Origin of the sequence: Marinibacterium sp. SX1 (assembly GCF_050389775.1) — a bacterium.
Taxonomy (GTDB): Bacteria; Pseudomonadota; Alphaproteobacteria; order Rhodobacterales; family Rhodobacteraceae; genus Marinibacterium.
This window is the reverse complement of sequence record NZ_CP177144.1, coordinates 3,340,874-3,362,763: the sequence shown is the minus strand read 5'-3', so window position 1 is coordinate 3,362,763 and position 21,890 is coordinate 3,340,874. Positions and strand designations below refer to the sequence as shown.

The window sequence follows — 21,890 nt, the reverse complement described above, 5'->3', positions numbered from 1 at the left end:
ATACCTGTCAGAGCGGCAGGTAATCGACCGTCTCGCCGATCTCGCGCGCGGCGTCGCGCGGTGGGCGGACCAGCAGCGCATTGGCCCGGGTCAGCACGCTGAGCAGACCGCTGTCCTGGCGGTCGAAGGCCTGGATGCCCTCGGGGCCGAGCGTGGCGCGCATGTAATGTTCGCGCGGGCCGTTGGGGCCAAGCGGCTGGCTCAGCACGGCCTGGCGGCGCGGGGCCGGGGCCTTGCCCAGGCCCAGGAAGCCGTCGATCATCGGCCGCAGGAAGACCTCGCCGCAGACCAGTGCCGAGACCGGGTTGCCCGGCAGGCCGACCATGGCCGCGCCGTCGATGCGCCCGGCCATCAGCGGTTTGCCCGGGCGCATGGCCACCTTGTAGAAGCTCTGGTTCATGCCCAGCTGGGCGGCCACGTCGCCGACCAGGTCGTAATCGCCCACAGACGCGCCGCCGATCGTCACCACGAGGTCGGCGCCCCGGGCCAGGTCGAAGGCCGTGGTGAGCGAGGCCGTGGTGTCGCGGGCGATGGGCAGCAGGTGCACCTCGGCCCCGGCGGCCTCGAGCATGACCTTCAGCCCGAATGTGTTGGACGCGATGATCTGGTCGGGGCCGGGATCTTCGCCGGGCAGGACCAGCTCGTCGCCGGTCGAGATCAGCGCGACTCGGGGCCTGCGCGTGACGGTGACCCGGCCGATGTTCATCGCGGCCAGCAGGGCCACGTCCATCGGGCCCAGCCGGCGCGGCGCGTCGACCTGCGTGCCGGCGGTGAAATCGGTGCCGGCGGGGCGGATGTTCAGGCTGTCCTCGGGCTCTTCCAGCAGCGAGATCAGCTTTCCGTCGCGGCGCACGTCTTCCTGGATGACCACCCGGTCGGCGCCTTCGGGCACCGGCGCGCCGGTAAAGATGCGCACGGCCTGGCCGGGCCCGACCCTGCCGTCATAGCGCCGCCCGGCCACGGATTCACCGACCACCAGGAATTGCGCATCGCGCATGGCCTCGACGGATTTCAGCGCATAGCCATCCATGGCCGAGGCCGCAAAGGGCGGCTGATCGCGCCGGGCCTCGACCGGGGCGGCCAGCACGCGGCCGCCGGCCCGGGCCAGGTCGATGGTTTCGGTGTCCAGCGGGTCGACCAGGGCAAAGAGCTTGTCCAGCGCCTCGGCCACGGCGATCATGCCCGTTGCCGGCCCGCTCATGGCGCCTCGTAGCGGCCGGACTTGCCGCCGTCCTTCAGGCGCACGTGGATGCCGCCGATTTCCATGCCCTTGTCGGCCGCCTTGACCATGTCATAGACCGTCAGCGCCGCGGTGGACACGGCGGTCAGGGCTTCCATTTCCACGCCGGTCTGGCCGGTGGTGCGCACCGTGGCCTCGATGCGCACGCCCGGCAGGTCGGGATCGACGGAGAGGTCGACGGCCACCTTGGTCACCGGCAGCGGGTGGCACAGCGGGATCAGGTCGGCCGTGCGCTTGGTGCCCATGATGCCGGCCAGCCGGGCCACGCCCAGCACGTCGCCCTTCCTGGCCGTGCCCTCGGCAATCAGCGCCAGGGTGTCGGGGCGCATCCGCACCCAGCCCGCGGCCACGGCGATGCGATCGGTCACGGGCTTGTCCGTGACATCGACCATGTGGGCATCGCCCTTGCCGTCGAAATGGGTCAGCATCAGCGGCCCCCGGCGGTCAGCGGATCGGCCAGCAGGGCAATGGTGGCCGCGGTCACGTCGTCCTGGCGCATCAGCGCCTCGCCGATCAGGAAGGACCGGGCGCCGTAGCGGGCCAGGTCGGCCAGGTCCTCGGGCGTGGACAGGCCGCTTTCCGACACCAGCAGGCTGTCCGTCGGCGCGAATTTCGACAATTTGCGCGTGGTGTCCAGCGTGGTTTCGAAGGTGTTGAGATCGCGGTTGTTGATCCCCAGCATGGGCGCTTCCAGCGGGATCGCCCGTTCCAGCTCTTCGCGGTTGTGCACCTCGACGAGGATATCCAGGCCCCATTCGCGGGCCGTGTCGGCCAGTTCGCGGGCCTGGGTGTCGGACACGCTGGCCATGATGATCAGGATGCAATCGGCGCCCAGCACGCGGGCTTCGATCACCTGGTAGGGATCGTAGACGAATTCCTTGCGCAGGATCGGCAGGTCGACCGCCGCGCGGACCTGGCCGATGTATTCCTTGGCGCCCTGGAAGCTGGGCGTGTCGGTCAGCACCGACAGGCAGGTCGCCCCGCCGGTCTCATAGGCCCGGGCCAGGGTGGCCGGATCGAAATCCTCGCGGATCAGCCCCTTGGACGGGCTGGCCTTCTTGATCTCGGCGATCAGCCCATAGCCGTCGCGGCTGGCCTTGATCAGCGCTTCGGCGAAAGGCCGGGGATGGGCCGAATTGCGGGCCTCGGCCTCAAGCTCTTCCAGCGGCTTGGCCGCCTTGTCGGCGGCGATCTCTTCGAGCTTGTAGGCCTTGATGCGGTCCAGGATGGTCTCTGTCATGGGGCCTCCGGGGTGGTCCAGTTGATGGGGGCGTGACCCTGGGCGGTCAGCCATTCATTGGTGCGCGAGAAGGGGCGGGATCCGAAGAACCCGCGCCGGGCGGACAGGGGCGAGGGATGGGCGCTGTCGATGCGCAGATGCGGGGCGGCCACGTCGCGGCCCAGCTTCTGGGCCGGCTTGCCCCAGAGCAGGAAGGCCCGCGGCCGGGCCGGATCGGCCAGCAGCCGGGCCAGCACCTCGCCGGTCAGCCGTTGCCAGCCCAGGTCCTTGTGGCCATGGGCCTCGCCGGCGGGCACGGTCAGCACGGTGTTCAGCAGCAGAACGCCCTGGCGCGCCCAGAACCGCAGGTCGGCATCGGGCGGGCAGGCGCCCAGGTCGGCCTGCATTTCCTTGTAGATATTGCTCAGCGACCGGGGCAGGGGCCGCACGTCGGGTTCGGCCGAAAAGGCAAGCCCATGGGCATGGCCGGGCGTCGGATAGGGATCCTGGCCCAGGATCACCACGCGGGTGGCCTCGGGCGGGCAGAGATCCAGCGCGGCAAAGACCTGGGCCCGGGGCGGCAGGATGGTGCGCGTCTCGGCGGCCAGCGCGGACCGGATCATCGGCCAGTCGCTGGCAAAAAAGTCCAGGTCGGCCCAGCCCTCGGGCCGGGCGATGTCCAGCATCAGCCGGCCTCCTGGGTCAGCCGGGCCAGCGCCGCGATCTTGCCCCGCGCGGCGCCGCTGTCGATCGACCGGGCGGCCATGGCCGCGCCTTCGCGCAGGTCGGCGGCCACGTCGGCCACCACCAGCGCGGCGGCGGAATTCAGCAGCACGGCATCGCGATAGGCCGAGGGTTCGCCGGCCAGCAGGGCCTTCATCGCCGCGGCATTCTCGGCCGGCGTGCCACCGACGATGGCCTCGAACGGATGCACCGGCAGGCCGGCCTCTTCGGGATGCAGCTCGCGGTCGGTCACCGCGCCGTCTTCCAGCGCCGAGACCCAGGACACCCCGGTGATCGTGAGTTCATCCGTGCCGTCGGACCCATGCACCAGCCAGGCCTTTTCCGATCCCAGCTGCAACAGCGTCTCGGCCATGGGCCGGATCAGCTCGCGGGAAAAGGCCCCTGTCAGCTGGCGCGTCACGCCGGCCGGGTTGGTCAGCGGCCCGAGGATGTTGAAGATCGTCCGCGTGCCCAGCTCTTGCCGGGTGGGCATGACATGGGCGATGGCCGGATGGTGCAGCGGCGCCATCATGAAGCCGATGCCCGCCTCGTCCAGCGCCCGTTCGACGATGGCCGGTCCGACCATGACATTGATGCCCATCTCGCCCAGGGCATCGGCCGCGCCGGACTTGGACGACAGGTTGCGGTTGCCGTGCTTGGCCACGGTCACGCCCGCGCCGGCCACGACAAAGGCCGTGGCGGTCGAAATGTTCAGCGTGCCCTTGCCGTCGCCCCCGGTGCCGACGATGTCGATGGCGCCCGCCGGCGCCTTCACCGGGTTGCATTTCGACCGCATCACCGCGGCGGCGGCGGCATATTCCTCGACCGTTTCGCCCCGCGTGCGCAGGGCCATCAGCAGGCCGCCGATCTGGCTGGGCGTGGCTTCACCCTCGAACAGCTGGCGAAAGGCGCTTTCGGCCTCGTCGCGGGTCAGCGGTCGGTCGGCCGCCGCCCCGATCAGCGGTTTCATCGCGTCGCTCATGCCGGTACTTTCATGTCGTTCAGGAAATTCTTCAGCAGCGCATGGCCGTGTTCGGATGCGATGCTCTCGGGGTGGAACTGGACCCCGTGGATCGGCAGGGTCCGATGGCTCAGCCCCATGATCGTGCCATCGTCCAGCTCGGCCGTGACCTCCAGCGCCTCGGGCAGGCTGGCACGTTCGACGACCAGGGAATGATAGCGCGTGGCTTCGAAGGGCGCGGGCAGGCCCTTGAACACGCCTTTGCCCTCGTGCCGGATGGTGCCCATCTTGCCGTGCACGATTTCATGACAGCGCACGACCTTGCCGCCAAAGGCCTGGCCGATCGACTGGTGCCCCAGGCAGACGCCCATCAGCGGCGTGCCGGTTTCGGCCGCGGCCTCGACCATGGCCAGGCAGATGCCGGCGTCATCGGGTGTGCAGGGGCCGGGCGACAGCAGGATGCCGGCGGGGTTCATCGCCATGGCCTCCTGGACGTTCAGCGCATCGTTCCGCCGCACGACGATCTCGGTGCCCAGCTCGCCCAGGTAATGGACGAGGTTGTAGGTGAAACTGTCATAGTTGTCGATCAGCAGCAGCATGGCGCAATCCCTTACGCGGGGGCTGGAGCCCGCACCCCCGCTCGCGATAATGTGGTTGCGGCATAGATGGTCAGGGATGAAGGTCGGCGTCAAGGGCAGGCCGGGAGTCGCCGGCCGCAGGGGCCTTGTGCGCGCGGGCCGGTCCGCTGGTGGGGCGGCGGTGGCACCGGGCCACGGGGCCGTGCCGCCGGCGCGCAGGGGCGGCACGACATCCGGGGAAAGCCCCGGGCAGGCATTTACCGGCCCCCGGGGGCCGGATCGGGCACCGGGCGCAGCTTCGGGTCCGGGATACAGACGGGACGGACGGGGGCTAGGGCAGTTGGCACGCGGATATATTGGTGGTCTGGCATGGGGCACGGCAGCAGCCGGCACCGGCCTTGTGATCCTGTCGCTGGCAGCGCCGCTGCCCCGCGCGCCAGAGACGTCCAGCCAGGCGCCGGCCGACGTGGCCGGACCGGCTGCGCCGGCCGGGGCAGGCGCCACCGGGCTGGCGGACGGGGCGGGGCGCGATTCCGACCTGGTCGAACGCCCGCCCGCCGCGCCGGCCGTGGCCGGCGATGACAGCGACACGCTGGGCCAGATGGCCGGGGCCGATACCGCGCCCGCGGCCTTGCCCGAGGTTGCCGATGACACCGGCCCGCTCGACGCGCCGGCCCAGCCGCCCGAGGCCGCCGAGGCGCCGGCCGCGCCCGAGCAGGCCCCGGCGGCATCCTTTGCGCCCGGTGACGCGCCTGCCACGCCCATGGATGAAACCGACCTGGCCGTGTCGACCCAGCCGGCCCAGCCGGTCACGCCCGATGTCGGCGACAGCGCGGCCTTTGGCGCGGCCCCCGGGGCGGATGACGCGCCCGAGGTGATCAGCCGGCCCGATGCCAGCCCCGCCGCCGCCCCGGCCGGGCCCATCGCCGCGCCGGCGCCGGCCGGGCAGGCGGCCCGGGCCGATACCACGCCTGCCGCGCCGGTCACCGTGCAGGACACTGCGCCCGCAGCCGACGGGGCGGCCGCTGCATTTGCGGCCGGGAATGATGGCCAGACGGATGAGTCCCGGTCCGATGAGGCCCGTATTGATGAGGCCCTGGCCGATGAGCCCCGGTCCGACGTGACCGCAAGCCCGGTTGCGCCCGAGGCCTCAGCCACCGCCCCGGTCGTCGCCGCCACGCCACCCGCCGCCCCGGCGGCCGGTGAGACCCCGGTTGCGCCCGTCACCGATGATACCTCTGTCGCTCCCGTGACCGATGCGACCGAACCCGTCGCGACCGACGCGCCCGGGGACGAACCCCGCCTGGCCGCCTTGCCCCAGATCACCGAAGAGAGCCCCGGCACCACGCCCGGCGCAACACCGCCCGAAGACCGCGCCGACGTGCCGGGCGACACCGACACCACCATCGGCACCCTGGCCCCCAATGCCAGCCCCCGCCTGCCGGTCATCGGCGGCGACGACGCCCCTGCAACGCCCGAACCCGATCCAGCCCCCTCTGCCATCCCCCCGGTCGAGGCCTTCGCCGCGCCTTTCGCCAACCCAGAGGACAAGCCCCTGATGGCCATTGTCCTGATCGACGGCCCCGATGCCGTCGGCGCCGAGGCCCTGGCCGATTTCCCCTATCCGCTGACCTTTGCCATCGACCCCACCCAGCCGGGCGCCGCCGCGCGCATGCGCGCCCATCGCGCCGCCGGGTTCGAGGTCATGGCCCTGGTCGATCTGCCCGCCGCCGCGCTGCCCAGTGATGCCGAGGTCTCTCTGGCCGCCGGGCTGGCCACGCTGGACGAGGTGGTCGGCGTGCTGGAAGGCACCGGCACCGGCATCCAGGGCAATCGCCCGCTGTCGGACCAGGTCACCGGCATCCTCGCCCAGACCGGCCACGGGCTGGTCACCCAGGACAATGGCCTGAACACCGTGCCCAAGCTGGCCGCCCGCGAAGGCGTGCCCACGGCCATCGTCTTCCGCGATTTCGACGGCGCCGGCCAGACCCCGACCGTCATGCGCCGGTTCCTCGACCAGGCGGCCTTTCGCGCCGGCCAGCAGGGCTCTGTCCTAATGTTGGGCAGAGTGCAGCCAGATACTGTGTCCGCGCTTCTACTATGGGGATTACAGGATCGGGCAAGTCGCGTAGCACTTGCGCCCGTGACCGCAGTTCTGTCAAAAGTGCACTGAGTGACAATGTGGGTGTAAAAAGTGAGGCCTCCCGCCACCCGGGGGGTTGGAAAGTGTTACCACAAGACCATTTCGTGCCCTCCGGCAGTTGCCGGTGACCTTTTTGAGACTGCGATGAACGACTTTGAATTGAACGAAGACCAGATGCTCCAGCTCCGGCAGAGCTTCATGCGGATCCACCGTGTATTCCTGATAAGCGAACGCCGCTTCCCTGTCGGGGGGCGGAACGCACGCTATTCGCCACATGATTTCCACACGCTGGGGTACCTCGCCGAACACAAGGCCGCACGCGCGGGCGAGATCGGCAAGTTCCTGGAGATCGCGCCGACCACGATGACAGGCGTGATCGATCGCATGGAAGCGGCGCGGCTGATCGAACGGGCGACCGACGAAAGCGATGCCCGGGCGACCAAGCTGATGCTGACGGAAGCCGGCTGGAACATGTACAACTCGATCCTTAACCAGGACATATTGAACATTTCGGCCATGCTGGGCGCCCTGGACGGCGGCGAGCAGGGCGAATTCATGTCGATGATGTCCCGGATTTCCTCGCGGATCGAACACCTGGTCTAAGGCGCTTTCCCCGCCGGAAATGGGGCCGGCGGGAAAAGGCCCGGACCTTGATGTTGCCGGCCGTGACGGCCGCGGCCCGGCGGATCGCCTGATCCGTCGACTTGGGCCGTGCGGGCTTTGCCGGTGAGATGTGCCTGCCTTGCGGCAGGCCGAGGCTTCGTGCGTGCCATGGGGGCTGTTGCCCGGCGCATGCCGGCGTTAGGCCGGGGGTGGGGCCTGTGGTGTGGGCCATTTGTTGGGTTGGTGCGCGCCGCCCGCCCGACAGTATCCAAGGGGTGGGCATCCCATGAAACAGACCCGCAAACCGCACCGGCTTGGCCCCGGCGATCCGGCCCTGGGCCCGGTCCTGGAGCTGATCCGCGACAGCTTTGCCTACATGGACGGGCGAATCGATCCGCCCTCGTCGATGCTGCGGCTGAGCACTGACGATCTGTCGGCCGCCGCGCAAAGCGGCGAAATCTGGGCGATCGGCAATCCCCCGCTGGCTTGCGTGATCCTGCAGCTTCGGCCCGATGCGCTCTATCTCGGCAAGCTGGCCGTGGCGCAATCGGCGCGCGGGCAGGGGCTGGCCCGGATGCTGGTCGATCACGCCGCCGCCCGGGCCCGCGCCCTGGGCCGTGGCAGGCTCGAACTTCAGACCCGCGTCGAACTGGTCGAGAACCACGCCACCTTCGCCCGGCTGGGCTTTGTCGAAACCGGGCGCACGGCCCATGCGGGCTATGACCGGCCGACCTCGATCACAATGAGCAAGGCCTTGGGGCCTGACCGCGCGTCGTCCCGGTAACGGGCGACAAGCCGTCCCGCCGAGGTGATGCGCGACCTGCCGGGGCAGGCCGTTGTCAGGGCTGGCAGGTCGGTGGTCCCCGTTGCTGGGGGCAAAATGGTGTACCCCGGGGCAGCGGGCGTCGGGCCAATGCATCTGCAGTGGGACCCGGCCATCACGCGACGGGCCGACACGGCACACCGCTCAGACCTTCACGACCCCCTTCAGACCGCCCGGACCACGCTGATCAGCGGTTGCCCCGGTCGAACCGCCCGGCATCCGCCGCCGCCCGCCGGATGGCGTTCGACTTGTGTACGGTTTCCTCGAACTCGGCCTGCGGATCGCTGTCATAGACGATCCCGCCGCCGGCCTGGATGTACAGCGTCTCGTCCTTCACCACGGCCGTGCGCAGCGCGATGCACATGTCCATGTCGCCGCCGGCGCTGAAATAGCCCACGCCCCCGCCATAGACCCCGCGCTTCTCGGGCTCCAGCTCGTCGATGATCTCCATCGCCCGCACCTTGGGCGCGCCCGACACCGTGCCCGCCGGCATCCCGGCAAAGAACGCATCCACCGCGTCCTTGTCGGCATCCAGCTCGCCCACAACGTTCGACACGATATGCATCACGTGGGAATAGCGCTCGATGATGAATTTCTCGGTCGGCCGCACCGTGCCGATCTTGGCCACGCGCCCGACGTCGTTGCGGCCTAGGTCCAGCAGCATCAGGTGCTCGGCCAGCTCTTTCTTGTCGGCCAGCAGATCGGCCTCAAGCGCGCGGTCCTCGTCGGGTGTCGCCCCGCGCGGCCGGGTTCCGGCGATCGGCCGGATCGTCACTTCGCGCCCGAAGACCCGCACCAGGATCTCGGGGCTTGCCCCGATGACCTGGAAGCCGCCGAAGTTGAAATAGAACATGAAGGGCGACGGGTTCGTCCGCCGCAGGCTGCGATAGAGCGCAAACGGCGGCAGCCGGAACGGCTGGGCCCAGCGTTGCGACGGCACCACCTGAAAGATGTCACCGGCCCGGATGTAATCCTTGGCCTTCTCCACCGCCGCCTTGTACCCGGCTTCGGTGAAATTCGACACCGGCGCGGCTTCGACATCGGCCTCGCCCATCTCGCGGCTGTCGCCGGGCAGGGCCCGGTCGAGGTCGCGGATCGCGTCCATCACCCGCTCGGCCGCCTGGGCATAGGCCGCCCGGGCCGACAGCCCGTCCGACACCCAGGCCGGGGCCACCACGATGACCTCGCCCTTGACCCCGTCCAGCACGGCCACGACCGACGGGCGCAGCATCACCGCATCGGGCAGGCCCAGCGGATCGCGCGGCACGTCGGGCAGGTGTTCGACCAGCCGCACCGTGTCATAGCCCAGGTAGCCGAACAGCCCGGCCGCGGCCTGCGGCAGATCCTCGGGCAGGGCGATGCGGCTTTCGCCGATCAGCGCCCGCAGGTTGTCCAGCGGGTTGCCGTCCTGCGCCACGAAGCCGGCCGGATCGAACCGCGCATGGCGGTTGATCTCGCTGGTCTCGCCCCGGCAGGTCCAGATCAGGTCGGGCTTCATGCCCACGATGGAATAGCGCCCGCGCACCTCGCCGCCGGTCACCGATTCCAGCATGAAGGCGTTTTCCGACGCCCCCGCCAGTTTCAGCATCAGCGACACCGGCGTGTCGAGATCGGCGGCCAGCCGTGCATAGACCACCTGGTTCTCGCCCGCCTCGTAGGCCGTGGCGAACGCGTCGAATTCCGGGATCAACTGCATCGGCCGGCCCTTACTGGAAGCTGTTCAGCACGGCGTTCACCGCGTTCTGGTCGACCTGCGGATTGGCCCGCACCTGCGCATCGTAGGAAAAGGCCTGGAACAGCGCGTTGGACAGCTGCTGGTCCAGCTGGCCGGACAGCTGCGAGCGCAGCTGGGCCACCTGGCCATCCTCGGCCGGGGGCAGCGCCGCATCCAGCCGCACCAGCACCACGCCGGCCGGGCCCGACACCACGCGCACCTCGCCCTCGTCCATCTGGAAGACCTCGGTCATCAGCGTGAACGGCGCGCCGGCCACGAAATCCGACCGGGTCAGCCCGCTCTCGCTGCGCGGTGCCAGGCCCTGGTCGGCGAAATCGCCGCCATCGGCAAGCGCGGCCAGCAGGCCGTCGGCCTGGCCGGTCAGCCGGCTTTCCAGCTCGGCGGCGGTCCAGGCCTCGGTCACGGTGTCGATGGCCGCGTCAAAGGGCTCGGGCCGCTCGGGCAGGGTCTCGTCCAGGCGCATGGCCACGATCGAGCCGTCGTCCAGGAAGACCGCCTCGGGGAAATCGTCGGCGGTCAGCGCGGCGGCGGCCTCGCGGAAGCCCTCGTAGGCGGCCACGCCGGTCTCGACACCCTCGGCCCACTCGATCTGGCCCAGTTCCATGTCGGTCGTCTCGGCCAGCTCTTCCAGCGTCGCGCCACCGGCCAGCAGGTCGTTGATATCCTCGGATTGCTGTTCGATCACCCGCCGCGCCCGGTCGCCGGCCAGCTCGTCGCGCAGCTCGGGTTCGGCCTCTTCAAAGGTCGTGTGACGGGCGGCGACCACGCCGTTGACCCGGAACAGCGCCGGCCCGAGCGCCGAGGGCAGGGGGCCGACCACCTGGCCGAACTCGGCCTCGAAGACCGCGTCTCCGGCCGCGTCCAGCTCGTCGCGGGTCAGATCGCCCAGGTCGACATCGAGCAGCGCCAGGCCCCGGTCGGACACCAGCTGTTCAAAGGTCGTGCCTCCGACTTCCAGCTGGGCCATTGCCTCGCCCGCGGCCTCTTCGGTCGGAAAGACCAGCCGTTCGACCAGCCGCCGTTCGGGCACGTCGTACTGGTCGGCCCGCTCGTCGTAGAGCGTGCGCAGGGCGGCCTCGTCGATCTCGACAGTGTCGAGGATCATCTCGGGCGACAGCAGGACATAGGTGATCGCCTTGCTCTCGGGCAGGCGGAACATCTCGGGATTGTCGTCGTAGAAGGCCTGCAGCGCCTCGGGCGTCGGATCGGCCAGCGGCTCGTCCAGGTCGGCCTCGGTCAGCGGCGCCCAGGTGAAATCGCGCCGCGCGCCGACAAAGTTCACGATGGCATCGGTCATCTCGGCGGGCATAGATACCCCGGCCACCACGGCGCCCTGCAACAGCGTGCGCCCGGCCTCGTCGCGCAGGTCGGCCTCGAATTCGTTCTCGCTCATGCCGATGCCGTCCAGCGCCAGGCGATAGGTCTCGCGGTCGAACGACCCGCCCGGGCCCTGGAAGGCCGAAATGCCGGTGATTTCCTGGCGCAGGGTCTCGTCGCCGATCGACAGGCCCATTTCCTTGGCCTCGCCATCCAGCGCGCCGATCATCACCAGGCGCGACAGCACCTGCTGGTCCAGCCCGATGGAGCGGGCCAGTTCCATGGTCATCGGCTGACCGATCTGGGCCCCGGCGGCGCGCATTTCCTGCTGCATCTCGCGGGCGAATTCATCGACGCTGATCTGTTCGCTGCCGACCTTGCCGACCGTGCGCACCGTGCCCGTCAGGTTGGTCGCGCCAAAGCCCGCCAGGCCCACGATGAGCAGCGCCATCAGAACCCAGACGGCCATCTTGCTGATCTTGTTGTCGCCCTTGGCCATGTCGGTGCTCCCCGCCGGTTCTTGCGTTATCGCGCGACTCCATACGCGGGGCAGGCGGCGGGAACAAGCCGTCTCGCGGGGATCGCGGTGACGGGACCGTCATCCTGGCGTGAGCGGCCCGTCGCCCGGGCCGCCCCGCAAGGACGGTCGGTCAGGCCGGAATGTCACCCAGCCGGTCGTAGAGCCGGCCGATGCCGGCCCGGTCGAGATTGGCGAAGGCCACGCGCAATTCGCGCTGGCCGCGCGGATCGCCCTCGGCCCGGAACATCGTCGCGGGCAGCAAGAGCACGCCATGTTCGCGTACCAGCCAGGGCGCCAGCTGGTCGGCCGGCATGTCGAAGGGATGGCGGAAATAGGCGAAATAGGCGCCCAGGCCCAAGAGCTCCCATCCCCGCCCGGCAATCGCCGGCAGGCCATCCAGGATGGCCGCCCGCCGGTCGAGGATCTCGGCCCGCTCGCCGGCCAGCCACTGGTCGAGGTTGCGCAGCCCCCAGAGCGCGGCGATCTGGCCGACCTGGTTGGGGCAGATGGTGACGCTGTCGATGAATTTCTCGACTTCGGCCAGGACAGCGGTCGCAGCGGTCATCGCGCCGACCCGGTGGCCGGTCAGGCGATAGGCCTTGGAGAAGGAATAGAGCTGGATCAGCGTGTCGTGCCAGTCGGGATCGGTGAAGAGGTCATGCGGCGCGCCGGGGGCGGCGTGGAAATCGCGGTAGGTCTCGTCGAGGATCAGCTTGATGCGGTTCTCGCGGCAGATCTCGAACAGGGCCCGCAGCAGCTCGGGCGGGTATTCGACCCCGGCGGGGTTGTTGGGGCTGGCGATGGCAATGGCCCGGGTGCGCGGGGTGATCAGCGCGGCGGCCTCGGCCGGATCGGGCAGCATGTCGGGGCCGGTGGGCAGGGCCACGGTGCGCAGGCCGCACATGTCCAGCCACATGTGGTGATTGAAATACCAGGGGCTGGGCAGGATGACCTCGTCGCCTTCGGCACACAGCGCCATGATCGCCCCGGCAAAGGCCTGGTTGCAGCCCGAGGTGATGGCCACCTGGGCCGGGGCCACGGCGCCGCCATAGGCCCGGCTCCACTTGCCGGCCAGCTCGGCGCGCAGCTCGGGCAGGCCCAGGTCGGGGCCATAGAGATGGGCGGCGTCATTGTGCAGAACGGCTTCGGCGATGGCTTCGCGCATGGGCATCGGCGGCGGATCGACCGGCGCGGCCTGGCAGACGTTGATCAGCGGCCGGTCGGCCGAAAAGGTCACGCCCTCGAGCCAGCGCGAGGCGGCCATGACGGGCGGGGCAAAGGTGGTTTGGGTGCGGCTGGGCATTTTTCTGAAACGGAGGTCCCGGTGGTGATGCTGGTGAACGGTATTTGGACCAAGAAGAAGAATGGAAAGCGCCAACAGGTCAAGCGCGCGCCCGTGGCCGGCTTTTCCCGACGCCCTGTCTTCTTCTTGGGCTAAATACCCGACACTGACCGCGCCCGGGGGCGCAGGTTTCAGTCGTGGCCGCGATAGGGTTCCACGTATTGCAGGGCCATGTCCCAGGGGAAGAAGATCCAGGTGTCCTGGCTGACCTCGGTGATGAAGGTATCGACCATCGGCCGGCCCTTGGGCTTGGCATAGACCGTGGCGAAATGGGCCTTGGGATACATCCCGCGCACCACGTCCAGCGTCTTGCCCGTGTCGACCAGGTCGTCGATGATCAGGATGCCGGTGCCATCGCCCATCAGCGACGGCTCGGGCATCTTCAGCACCTTGGTCTCGGCCTGCTGCTGGTAATCGTAGGACTTGATCGAAATCGTGTCGATCGTGCGGATGTCGAGCTCGCGTGCCACGATCATCGCCGGGGCCATGCCGCCCCGGGTGATGGCCACCACCGCCCGCCAGTTGCCGTCGTCGGGCCCGTGGCCGTCCAGGCGCCAGGCCAGCGCCCGGCTGTCGCGATGGATCTGGTCCCAGGAAATGTGGAACCCCTTCTCGTGTGGCAGGCGGTCGTTCATCGCGGGCCTCCTCGGGCTCTGGCTCTGATCTTGCGTCAGTTCTTGGCGATATCGGGCGCGTCGACGGCCTTCATGCCGACGATGTGATAGCCCGCATCCACGTGCAGCACCTCGCCCGTCACGCCGCCGCCCAGATCGGACAGCAGGTAGAGCGCCGAGCCGCCGACATCTTCGGTCGACACGTTGCGCCGCAGCGGCGCGTTCAGCTCGTTCCATTTCAGGATGTAGCGGAAATCACCGATGCCCGAAGCCGCCAGGGTCTTGATCGTGCCGGCCGAGATCGCGTTGACCCGGATGCCGTCCTTGCCCAGATCCTCGGCGAGATAGCGCACCGATGCTTCCAGCGCGGCCTTGGCCACGCCCATCATGTTGTAATGCGGCATGACCTTTTCGGCGCCGTAATAGGTCAGCGTCAGGGCGCTGCCGCCGGGCGACATCATCTTTTCGGCCCGCTGCATGACCGCCGTGAAGGAATAGACCGAAATGTCCATCGAGGTCAGGAAGTTCTGGCGCGTGGTGTCCAGGTACCGCCCGCGCAGCTCGTTCTTGTCGGAAAAGGCAATGGCATGGACCACAAAATCCAGCCCGTCCCATTTTTGTCCCAGCGCGTCGAACAGCCCGTCAATGCTGTCGGCATCCGACACGTCGCAGGGCAGCACGATGTCCGAGCCCAGCTGGGCGGCCAGCGGATCGACCCGCTTCTTCAGCGCGTCGCCCTGATAGGAAAAGGCCAGCTCGGCCCCCGCATCGGCACAGGCACGCGCAATGCCCCATGCGATGGACTTGTCGTTGGCAAGTCCCATGATCAGTCCGCGCTTGCCCGCCATCAGACCATTCGCCATCGCCAGATCTCCACCGTTCGTTTGGATTGGGCCCGACCTTTATGCGATTGGTTGCGGCCCTGCAAGGCGCTAGCTATGGCCCGGGAAACCCCGAACACAGCCAGGAAAGGGCGGGACCATGAGCGATCGCGAGGGCATCTTTGCCGGAGATCAGCCATTCGACATCGTGCGCCGGTGGATGGCCGAGGCCGAAACCGAGGAACTCAACGACCCCAATGCCATCGCGCTGGCCACCGTCGACGACGACGGCCTGCCCAATGCGCGGATGGTGTTGCTGAAGGAAGTCGAGGACGACGCCTTTGTCTTCTACACCAACTACGAAAGCGCCAAGGCCCGCGAGCTGGACGGGGCCGGCAAGGCGGCCTTTGTCATGCATTGGAAATCGCTGCGCCGCCAGGTCCGGGCGCGGGGGCTGATCACCCGCGAGGACGGGCCCCAGGCCGATGCCTATTACACGTCGCGGTCGATCAAGAGCCGGCTGGGCGCCTGGGCCTCGCGCCAGAGCCGACCGCTGGACAGCCGCGCCACGCTGATGGCCGAGGTCGCCAAGGTCACGCTGGCCCAGGGGCCCAGCCCGGCGCGGCCGCCATTCTGGGGCGGGTACCGGCTGGTGCCGGTCGAGATCGAGCTCTGGGCAGATGGCGCCTTCAGGTTGCATGATCGTTTCGTCTGGCGTAGGGTTTCCGCGGGTGCGCCGTGGACGATTCAACGGCTGAACCCGTGAATTTCACGTAGCGTGAAATTACATCACACTGACAATGCTGAACATTTTCTGCTTGAAAGAGACATGGCAGTTCCTGCACACCTGTAGGTGGGATGGAACTACACTCTAACGAAGACAGGTTACCAATTGGCTGATGTCACAAGTGATGCACGGCTAGTTCAAGGCAGCGTAAAATGGTTTGACCCGGCAAAGGGTTACGGGTTCGTGGTCGCCGATTCAGGCGGCCCCGACATTCTCCTCCACGTCAACGTCCTGCGCAATTTCGGGCAGAGTTCGGTGGCGGACGGGAGCCGAATCGAGGTGCTTGCTCACCAGACGTCCCGGGGCGTCCAGGCGACCGAAGTGACCGCGATCACCCCGCCGGAAATTTGCGCGACTGCTGAACTCAGCGATTTTGCAGCTCTCGACCCGGAAGAAGTCCAGCGCGCGCCGCTGGAACCGGCCCGGGTCAAATGGTTCGACAAGGGAAAGGGATTTGGCTTCGCCAACATCTTTGGTAATGCCGAAGATGTGTTCCTGCATATCGAAGTCCTCCGGCGGTCGGGTCTTGCCGACCTGCAGCCGGGTGAGGCATTGGCTATGCGGGTAATCGACGGGCGCCGCGGCCGCATGGCTGCCGAGGTCTTTTCCTGGGAGAAGGCGACGCCCCTCAAGGAGGGCTGAAGCCATGCGCAGAATGCGCGCGACCATTGCGCTGGCGGGGATGATCCTGGCCGGCGCCTTAACATTTCTTGGCGCGCAGGCAGCCCTGGCCGCCTGCAACGAAGATGCCCTGGCCCTGCGCGGCGATTGGGGGCAGATGCGCTTTACCGTCCAGGTCGCAGATGACGACCCGGAACGGTCGCGCGGGCTGATGTTCGTGGAAGAGATGGCCAACAGCGCCGGCATGCTCTTTGTCTTCGATCCGCCGCGGTCGGTGTCCTTCTGGATGAAGAACACGCTGATCCCGCTGGACATGATCTTTACCGACCGGACGGGCACCGTCGTGCATGTGCATTCCAATGCCGTGCCGGGCGACCTGACCCCAATCCCCGGGGGCGACGACATCTATACCGTGCTGGAAATCAACGGCGGCCTGGCCGAGCGCTATGGCATCGCCGAAGGCACGGTGATGCAACATCCGGTCTATGGCGCGCAAGCCGCCTGGCCCTGCGAATAGGGCCGGACACGAGGGCTGGCGACCAGGGCCGCCGCCGGGTTGACTGGGCGGCGGAGTTGGCGGGATGCGTCAGGTGGGGGCCGTCAGGCGGTACCACGGGCAGCGCGCCACAACAGGGGGCCGGCCCAGGCGGCCGACCCTGCGTGAGGCACCGACGAATGGCCCTTTTCAAAGCCCGGCCCAGCGTCTAGGAAGGCGCGCATGGTCCGGGGCGTGGCGCAGTCTGGTAGCGCACCTGTTTTGGGTACAGGGGGTCGTGAGTTCGAATCTCGCCGCCCCGACCATTTTCTTCCCTGTGATAGTGACGTTCGCCGTCGGTCGCGTTGATGATGTGCGCCGCTTTGCGCGGTGGTGGCATGCGTTGCCGGTCGCGTTGATGAAGCGCGCTGCCGGGGACGATGGTGAGATGTATTGCCGTGTACAACGGTGACCCGCGTTGCCGGGCGCGGTGATGACACGCGCTGTCGGCTACGATGGTGATGGGCTATGCAACGTCCGCCGGTGATGCGCGGTGCCGGGCGCAAAGGTGACCGGCGCAGGGACAACATTCGCCGCCGTGCAGGACGATGACACGCACCGCCGGACAGCTGGCGGTGCCAGAGACCCTATCAGTCTACATCTTGTATGCGGCACGGGGGCCGTAGGGCAGGGGGCCGGTCATTCCGGCACGCCTCCGGCCTTGCGGTAGAGCGCGCTGATGGTCCGGCTCAGCCGCTCATCGGGCAGCCGCACCTGCAATTCGCCGGCATTGCGCCGTGGCACGTTCAGGAAGATGTCGTTCTGCACGAGATACCCGGGTGTATCGGCGGTTTCCGTCGTGGTGAACCGGATCACCAGCTCGGGCAGATCCTCGAGCGAGCCGTCATAGCTCAGGATCACCGCCGCCGTCGTGTCGGGGGGCAGCAGCTCGCGGCATTCGGCAAAGCCGCGTTCGGGCCGGTTGTAGCTTTGCGCCGGGCCTTCGCAGGCCGCGCGGAAGGCTGCGTAGAGCGGTTCGGGAAACTCGGGGAATCGGGCGCGACCGCTGTTCGACACAGGATCTTGTGTTGCGCAGGCCGCCAAAAGCATAGGCATTGTGCAGGCCACGGCCCGCATCCACCGCGTGAAACTGCGGTGACCGGGCAATCTGTGACCATTTCGCCAGCCTCTGGGCCGGGGCGTGCCCGCAGCGGTCGTGCTGGCGGGGGGCTGGGGAAAACTCAAGGCGATGGCTGAACTCCACGGGTCAAGAGGCTTGAAACAAAAGCCCAAAAACGAACCGCCCACAGGACGGCCTTGCTGTGAGTGAATCATGGCATGCCGGGCGGCGGCAACGGTAAAAATCTGGTCAACGGAAAAGAGTCCCGATTGTCGCAAAAATCTTCGTTGACCCTTGCCCTGAATATACGTCAATTTGTGCGGGCAAGTTGGCCAGCCACAATATGTAGCGCAGACTACAAGGGGCAGGCGGCAAGCTCAGGGACAGTTGACCACGACCAGCACCAGGCGGCTGAGGGCCGCGACGAAACCCCCGGAAGGGAACGGGGGTGAACGGGTTTCGTGTCGCTTCTGCAAAATTAGGCATCGGCTGCGGTGGGCGCGGCGGGCGCACGGCGACTATTTGCGGGAAGGCAAAGATGAAAATCGAAAGAAAGTTCACCGAGGCAGGGCAGGACGCATATGCGTCGATCGATTTCGTGGGGGCCACCTCGGAAATCCGCAACCCGGACGGCACCATCGTTTTCCGACTGGAAAACATCGAGGTGCCCGCGTCCTGGAGCCAGGTGGCCAGCGATGTCATCGCCCAGAAATACTTCCGCAAGGCCGGTGTGCCGACCCGCCTGCGCCGCATCCGCGAAAAGGGCGTGCCGCCCTTCCTGTGGCGGTCGGTGCCCGATGGCGACGGCGTCGAACTGACCGGGGAAACCTCGTCCAAGCAGGTCTTTGACCGCCTGGCCGGCGCCTGGGCCTATTGGGGCTGGAAAGGTGGCTATTTCTCCACCGAGGAAGACGCCCGCGCCTATTACGACGAAATGCGCTACATGCTGGCCAGCCAGATGGGCGCGCCGAACTCGCCGCAATGGTTCAACACCGGCCTGCACTGGGCCTATGGCATCGACGGCCCGAGCCAGGGCCATTACTACGTCGATTTCAAGACCGGCAAGCTGACCAAGTCGGCCAGTGCCTATGAACATCCCCAGCCCCACGCCTGCTTCATCCAGTCGGTCGGCGACGACCTGGTGAACGAGGGCGGCATCATGGACCTCTGGGTCCGCGAGGCGCGGCTGTTCAAGTACGGCTCGGGCACGGGCACCAACTTTAGCCACCTGCGCGCGGCCGGCGAGCCGCTGTCGGGCGGCGGCAAGTCCTCGGGCCTGATGGGCTTTCTCAAGATCGGCGACCGGGCGGCCGGCGCGATCAAGTCGGGCGGCACCACGCGCCGGGCGGCCAAGATGGTCATCTGCGACGCCGACCACCCCGATATCGAACAATTCATCAACTGGAAGGTGCTCGAAGAGCAAAAGGTGGCCAGCATCGTCGCCGGCTCGAAGATGCACGAAGAAAAGCTGAACGCGATCTTCGAGGCCATTGCCCAGTGGGACGGCGCGCTGGACGATGCCGTGGATCCGGCAAAGAACGACACGCTGAAATCCGCGATCCGCGCGGCCAAGAAATCGTCGATCCCCGAGACCTATATCAAGCGCGTGCTGGATTACGCGCGGCAGGGGCATACCTCGATCGAGTTCCCGACCTATGACACCGACTGGGATTCCGAGGCCTACAACACCGTGTCGGGCCAGAATTCCAACAACTCGATCCGTGTCACCGATGCCTTCCTGCATGCCATCGAGAAAGACGCCGACTGGGAACTGATCAGCCGCACCTCGGGCAAGGTCGCCAAGACCGTCAAGGCGCGCGATCTCTGGGAGCAGGTCGGCCACGCGGCATGGGCCTGTGCCGATCCGGGCATCCAGTACCACGACACGATCAACGCCTGGCACACCTGTCCCGAAGACGGCGAGATCCGCGGGTCGAACCCGTGCTCGGAGTACATGTTCCTCGATGACACGGCCTGCAACCTGGCCTCGATGAACCTGCTGACCTTCCTGGAAGACGGCCAGTTCAAGGCCGAGGAGTACATGCACGCGGCCCGCCTGTGGACCGTGACGCTGGAAATCTCGGTCACCATGGCGCAGTTCCCGTCCAAGGAGATTGCCCAGCTGTCCTATGACTTCCGCACGCTGGGCCTGGGCTATGCCAATATCGGCGGCCTGCTGATGAACCTCGGCATCGGTTATGACAGCGACGAGGGCCGGGCGCTCTGTGGCGCGCTGACCGCGATCATGACCGGCGTGTCCTATGCGACCTCGGCCGAGATGGCCGGTGAACTGGGTGCGTTCCCCAGCTACGAGCGCAATGCCAAGCACATGCTGCGCGTCATCCGCAACCACCGCACGGCGGCCTATGGGCTGACCGAGGGCTACGAGGACCTGGCGACCAAGCCGGTTGCGCTGGACCAGGAAAACTGCCCCGACCAGAAGCTGGTGGCCCTGGCCCAGGCGGCCTGGGACGAGGCCCTGCGCCTTGGTGAGACGAACGGCTATCGCAACGCGCAATCGACCGTGATCGCGCCGACCGGCACCATCGGCCTGGTCATGGATTGCGACACCACCGGCATCGAACCCGATTTCGCGCTGGTGAAGTTCAAGAAGCTGGCCGGCGGCGGCTACTTCAAGATCATCAACCGCTCGGTCCCGGCCGCGCTGGAAACGCTGGGCTATTCCTCGGCCGAGATCGAGGACATCATCGGCTATGCCGTGGGCCATGGCACCATTGCCACGGCGCCGGGCATCAACCACCTGTCGCTGGCCGGCCACGGCTTTGGCGAGGCCGAGTTCACCAAGATCGAAGCCGCGCTGGAAAGCGCCTTCGACATCCGCTTCGTGTTCAACCAGTGGACCCTGGGCGAAGAGTTCTGCTCGGGCGTGCTGGGCATCCCGGCCGAGAAGCTGAACGACCCGACCTTCGATCTGCTCAAGCACCTGGGCTATACCCGCAAGGATATCGAGGCCGCGAACGATTATGTCTGCGGAACCATGACCTTGGAAGGCGCGCCGCATCTCAAGGACGAGCACCTGACCGTCTTCGATTGCGCCAACCCCTGCGGCAAGAAGGGCAAGCGGTACCTGTCGGTCGACAGCCACATCACCATGATGGCCGCGGCGCAGTCGTTCATCTCGGGCGCGATCTCCAAGACGATCAACATGCCCAACGATGCCACCATCGAAGATTGCCAGAAGGCCTATGAACGGTCCTGGGCCCTGGGTGTGAAGGCCAACGCGCTCTATCGCGATGGCTCGAAACTGTCGCAGCCCCTGGCCGCGGCCCTGGTCGAGGATGACGACGAGGCGGCCGAGGTGCTGGAAAGCGGCTCGACCCAGGAAAAGGCCGCCGTGCTGGCCGAGAAGATCATCGAGAAGGTGGTCGTCAAGGAAATCGTGCGCTCGCACCGCGAGAAGATGCCCGAACGGCGCAAGGGCTATACCCAGAAAGCCATCGTCGGCGGCCACAAGGTCTATCTGCGCACGGGCGAGTACAAGGACGGCTCGCTGGGCGAGATCTTCATCGACATGCACAAGGAAGGCGCCGGCTTCCGCGCGATGATGAACAACTTTGCCATCGCCGTGTCCGTGGGCCTGCAATACGGCGTGCCGCTGGAGGAATTCGTCGACGCCTTCACCTTCACCAAGTTCGAACCGGCGGGCATGGTGCAGGGCAATGACAGCATCAAGAATGCGACGTCGATCCTGGATTACATTTTCCGCGAACTGGCCGTGTCCTACCTGGACCGCACCGACCTGGCCCATGTGGCGCCCACCGGGGCCACCTTTGACGACCTCGGCCGGGGCGAGGAAGAGGGCGTGTCGAACATCTCGGAACTGTCGGAAAGCGCGGCCAGCAAATCGCTGGAGGTGCTCAAGCAGATCTCGTCGACGGGTTACCTGCGCAAGCGTCTGCCCCAGGATTTCGTCGTGCTGAACGGCGGTGCCGCCGCCCTGGCCGGCGATCCGGTCACGGCGCTGCAGACGCTGGTGCCCGAAACCACCAAGGTCGCGGCCAATGGCTCGACGGCGATGAGCACGGGCAGCGTGCAGATCGACGCGCGGACCAAGGCCAAGATGCAGGGCTACGAAGGCGAAGCCTGCGGCGAATGCGGCAACTATACGCTGGTCCGCAACGGCACCTGCATGAAGTGCAACACCTGCGGCGCGACCTCGGGCTGCAGCTGAGACACGCGGCGCCTCCGGGCGCCGCGATCCGGGACAGGCGCCTTCGGGGCGCCACC

General features: G+C 67.5%; 19 protein-coding genes and 1 tRNA gene. 8 read left to right on the top strand and 12 right to left on the bottom strand.

The annotated features are described in order from the left end of the window. Window positions 1-7 precede the first annotated feature (7 nt). Genes ACK3BB_RS15180 through ACK3BB_RS15155 form a run of 6 tightly spaced genes read right to left on the bottom strand, consistent with a single transcriptional unit; the run spans window position 8 to window position 4,742 of the window. A complete protein-coding gene (locus tag ACK3BB_RS15180) occupies window positions 8-1,180 on the bottom strand; it encodes a molybdopterin molybdotransferase MoeA (protein WP_428928747.1) in 1,173 nt (390 codons plus the stop codon). Window positions 1,181-1,197: 17 nt separating this feature from the next. Beyond that, on the bottom strand, window positions 1,198-1,671 hold the full coding sequence (moaC, locus tag ACK3BB_RS15175) for a cyclic pyranopterin monophosphate synthase MoaC (RefSeq protein WP_428928746.1): 474 nt from the start codon (window positions 1,669-1,671) through the stop codon (window positions 1,198-1,200). Beyond that, the gene (gene trpC / locus ACK3BB_RS15170) at window positions 1,668-2,480 is read right to left on the bottom strand and encodes an indole-3-glycerol phosphate synthase TrpC (RefSeq protein ID WP_428925480.1); all 813 of its coding nucleotides are present in this window, start codon (window positions 2,478-2,480) and stop codon (window positions 1,668-1,670) included. The genes moaC and trpC overlap by 4 nt, the downstream gene beginning before the upstream one ends. Next, entirely contained in the window at window positions 2,477-3,145 is a 669-nt protein-coding gene (locus ACK3BB_RS15165; protein ID WP_428925479.1) for a uracil-DNA glycosylase, read from the bottom strand. Before ACK3BB_RS15165 ends, trpC begins: the two co-directional genes overlap by 4 nt. Then, window positions 3,145-4,164 (bottom strand): anthranilate phosphoribosyltransferase, encoded by a 1,020-nt coding sequence (gene trpD / locus ACK3BB_RS15160; RefSeq protein WP_428925478.1) that lies wholly within the window; start codon window positions 4,162-4,164, stop codon window positions 3,145-3,147. The genes ACK3BB_RS15165 and trpD overlap by 1 nt, the downstream gene beginning before the upstream one ends. Next, window positions 4,161-4,742, bottom strand: a complete 582-nt coding sequence (locus ACK3BB_RS15155) for an anthranilate synthase component II (RefSeq protein ID WP_428925477.1) — start codon at window positions 4,740-4,742, stop codon at window positions 4,161-4,163. Before ACK3BB_RS15155 ends, trpD begins: the two co-directional genes overlap by 4 nt. A 319-nt stretch (window positions 4,743-5,061) precedes the next feature. On the opposite strand from ACK3BB_RS15155, the gene ACK3BB_RS15150 reads away from it, so the two are divergent. From ACK3BB_RS15150 to ACK3BB_RS15140, 3 genes are all read left to right on the top strand, one after another. Beyond that, complete coding sequence (locus tag ACK3BB_RS15150; RefSeq protein ID WP_428925476.1) at window positions 5,062-6,894, top strand: divergent polysaccharide deacetylase family protein; 1,833 nt, start codon at window positions 5,062-5,064, stop codon at window positions 6,892-6,894. Window positions 6,895-7,008: 114 nt separating this feature from the next. Beyond that, a complete protein-coding gene (locus tag ACK3BB_RS15145) occupies window positions 7,009-7,467 on the top strand; it encodes a MarR family winged helix-turn-helix transcriptional regulator (RefSeq protein ID WP_428925475.1) in 459 nt (152 codons plus the stop codon). Window positions 7,468-7,753: 286 nt separating this feature from the next. Further along, on the top strand, window positions 7,754-8,251 hold the full coding sequence (locus ACK3BB_RS15140; RefSeq protein ID WP_428925474.1) for a GNAT family N-acetyltransferase: 498 nt from the start codon (window positions 7,754-7,756) through the stop codon (window positions 8,249-8,251). Between the two features lie 226 nt (window positions 8,252-8,477). Here the strand turns inward: ACK3BB_RS15140 and trpE are convergent, their stop codons facing one another. From trpE to fabI, 5 genes are all read right to left on the bottom strand, one after another. Then, window positions 8,478-9,986, bottom strand: a complete 1,509-nt coding sequence (gene trpE / locus ACK3BB_RS15135; RefSeq protein ID WP_428925473.1) for an anthranilate synthase component I — start codon at window positions 9,984-9,986, stop codon at window positions 8,478-8,480. A 10-nt stretch (window positions 9,987-9,996) separates the two neighbouring features. Continuing rightward, window positions 9,997-11,841 carry a peptidyl-prolyl cis-trans isomerase gene (locus ACK3BB_RS15130; RefSeq protein ID WP_428925472.1) on the bottom strand — a complete coding sequence of 615 codons (1,845 nt, stop codon included), beginning with the start codon at window positions 11,839-11,841 and terminating at the stop codon, window positions 9,997-9,999. Window positions 11,842-11,992: 151 nt separating this feature from the next. Next, window positions 11,993-13,165 (bottom strand): aminotransferase, encoded by a 1,173-nt coding sequence (locus ACK3BB_RS15125; protein ID WP_428925471.1) that lies wholly within the window; start codon window positions 13,163-13,165, stop codon window positions 11,993-11,995. 170 nt (window positions 13,166-13,335) lie between these two features. Then, entirely contained in the window at window positions 13,336-13,839 is a 504-nt protein-coding gene (gene gpt / locus ACK3BB_RS15120; protein WP_428925470.1) for a xanthine phosphoribosyltransferase, read from the bottom strand. A 35-nt stretch (window positions 13,840-13,874) separates the two neighbouring features. Further along, window positions 13,875-14,681: an enoyl-ACP reductase FabI gene (gene fabI, locus ACK3BB_RS15115; protein WP_428925469.1), complete on the bottom strand. Its 807-nt coding sequence runs from the start codon at window positions 14,679-14,681 to the stop codon at window positions 13,875-13,877. Window positions 14,682-14,799: 118 nt separating this feature from the next. On the opposite strand from fabI, the gene pdxH reads away from it, so the two are divergent. The 4 genes from pdxH (at window position 14,800) to ACK3BB_RS15095 (ending at window position 16,848) form a co-directional block, all read left to right on the top strand. Then, entirely contained in the window at window positions 14,800-15,405 is a 606-nt protein-coding gene (pdxH, locus tag ACK3BB_RS15110; protein WP_428925468.1) for a pyridoxamine 5'-phosphate oxidase, read from the top strand. 126 nt (window positions 15,406-15,531) lie between these two features. Next, entirely contained in the window at window positions 15,532-16,068 is a 537-nt protein-coding gene (locus tag ACK3BB_RS15105; protein WP_428925467.1) for a cold-shock protein, read from the top strand. A gap of 13 nt (window positions 16,069-16,081) precedes the next feature. After that, window positions 16,082-16,564 (top strand): DUF192 domain-containing protein, encoded by a 483-nt coding sequence (locus ACK3BB_RS15100; protein WP_428928745.1) that lies wholly within the window; start codon window positions 16,082-16,084, stop codon window positions 16,562-16,564. A gap of 207 nt (window positions 16,565-16,771) precedes the next feature. After that, a tRNA-Pro gene (locus ACK3BB_RS15095) sits at window positions 16,772-16,848 on the top strand. A 373-nt stretch (window positions 16,849-17,221) separates the two neighbouring features. Here ACK3BB_RS15095 and ACK3BB_RS15090 read toward each other — a convergent pair. Next, a complete protein-coding gene (locus tag ACK3BB_RS15090; protein ID WP_428925466.1) occupies window positions 17,222-17,599 on the bottom strand; it encodes a hypothetical protein in 378 nt (125 codons plus the stop codon). A 581-nt stretch (window positions 17,600-18,180) separates the two neighbouring features. On the opposite strand from ACK3BB_RS15090, the gene ACK3BB_RS15085 reads away from it, so the two are divergent. Next, on the top strand, window positions 18,181-21,834 hold the full coding sequence (locus ACK3BB_RS15085) for a vitamin B12-dependent ribonucleotide reductase (protein WP_428925465.1): 3,654 nt from the start codon (window positions 18,181-18,183) through the stop codon (window positions 21,832-21,834). The last annotated feature ends 56 nt before the right edge of the window (window positions 21,835-21,890 follow it).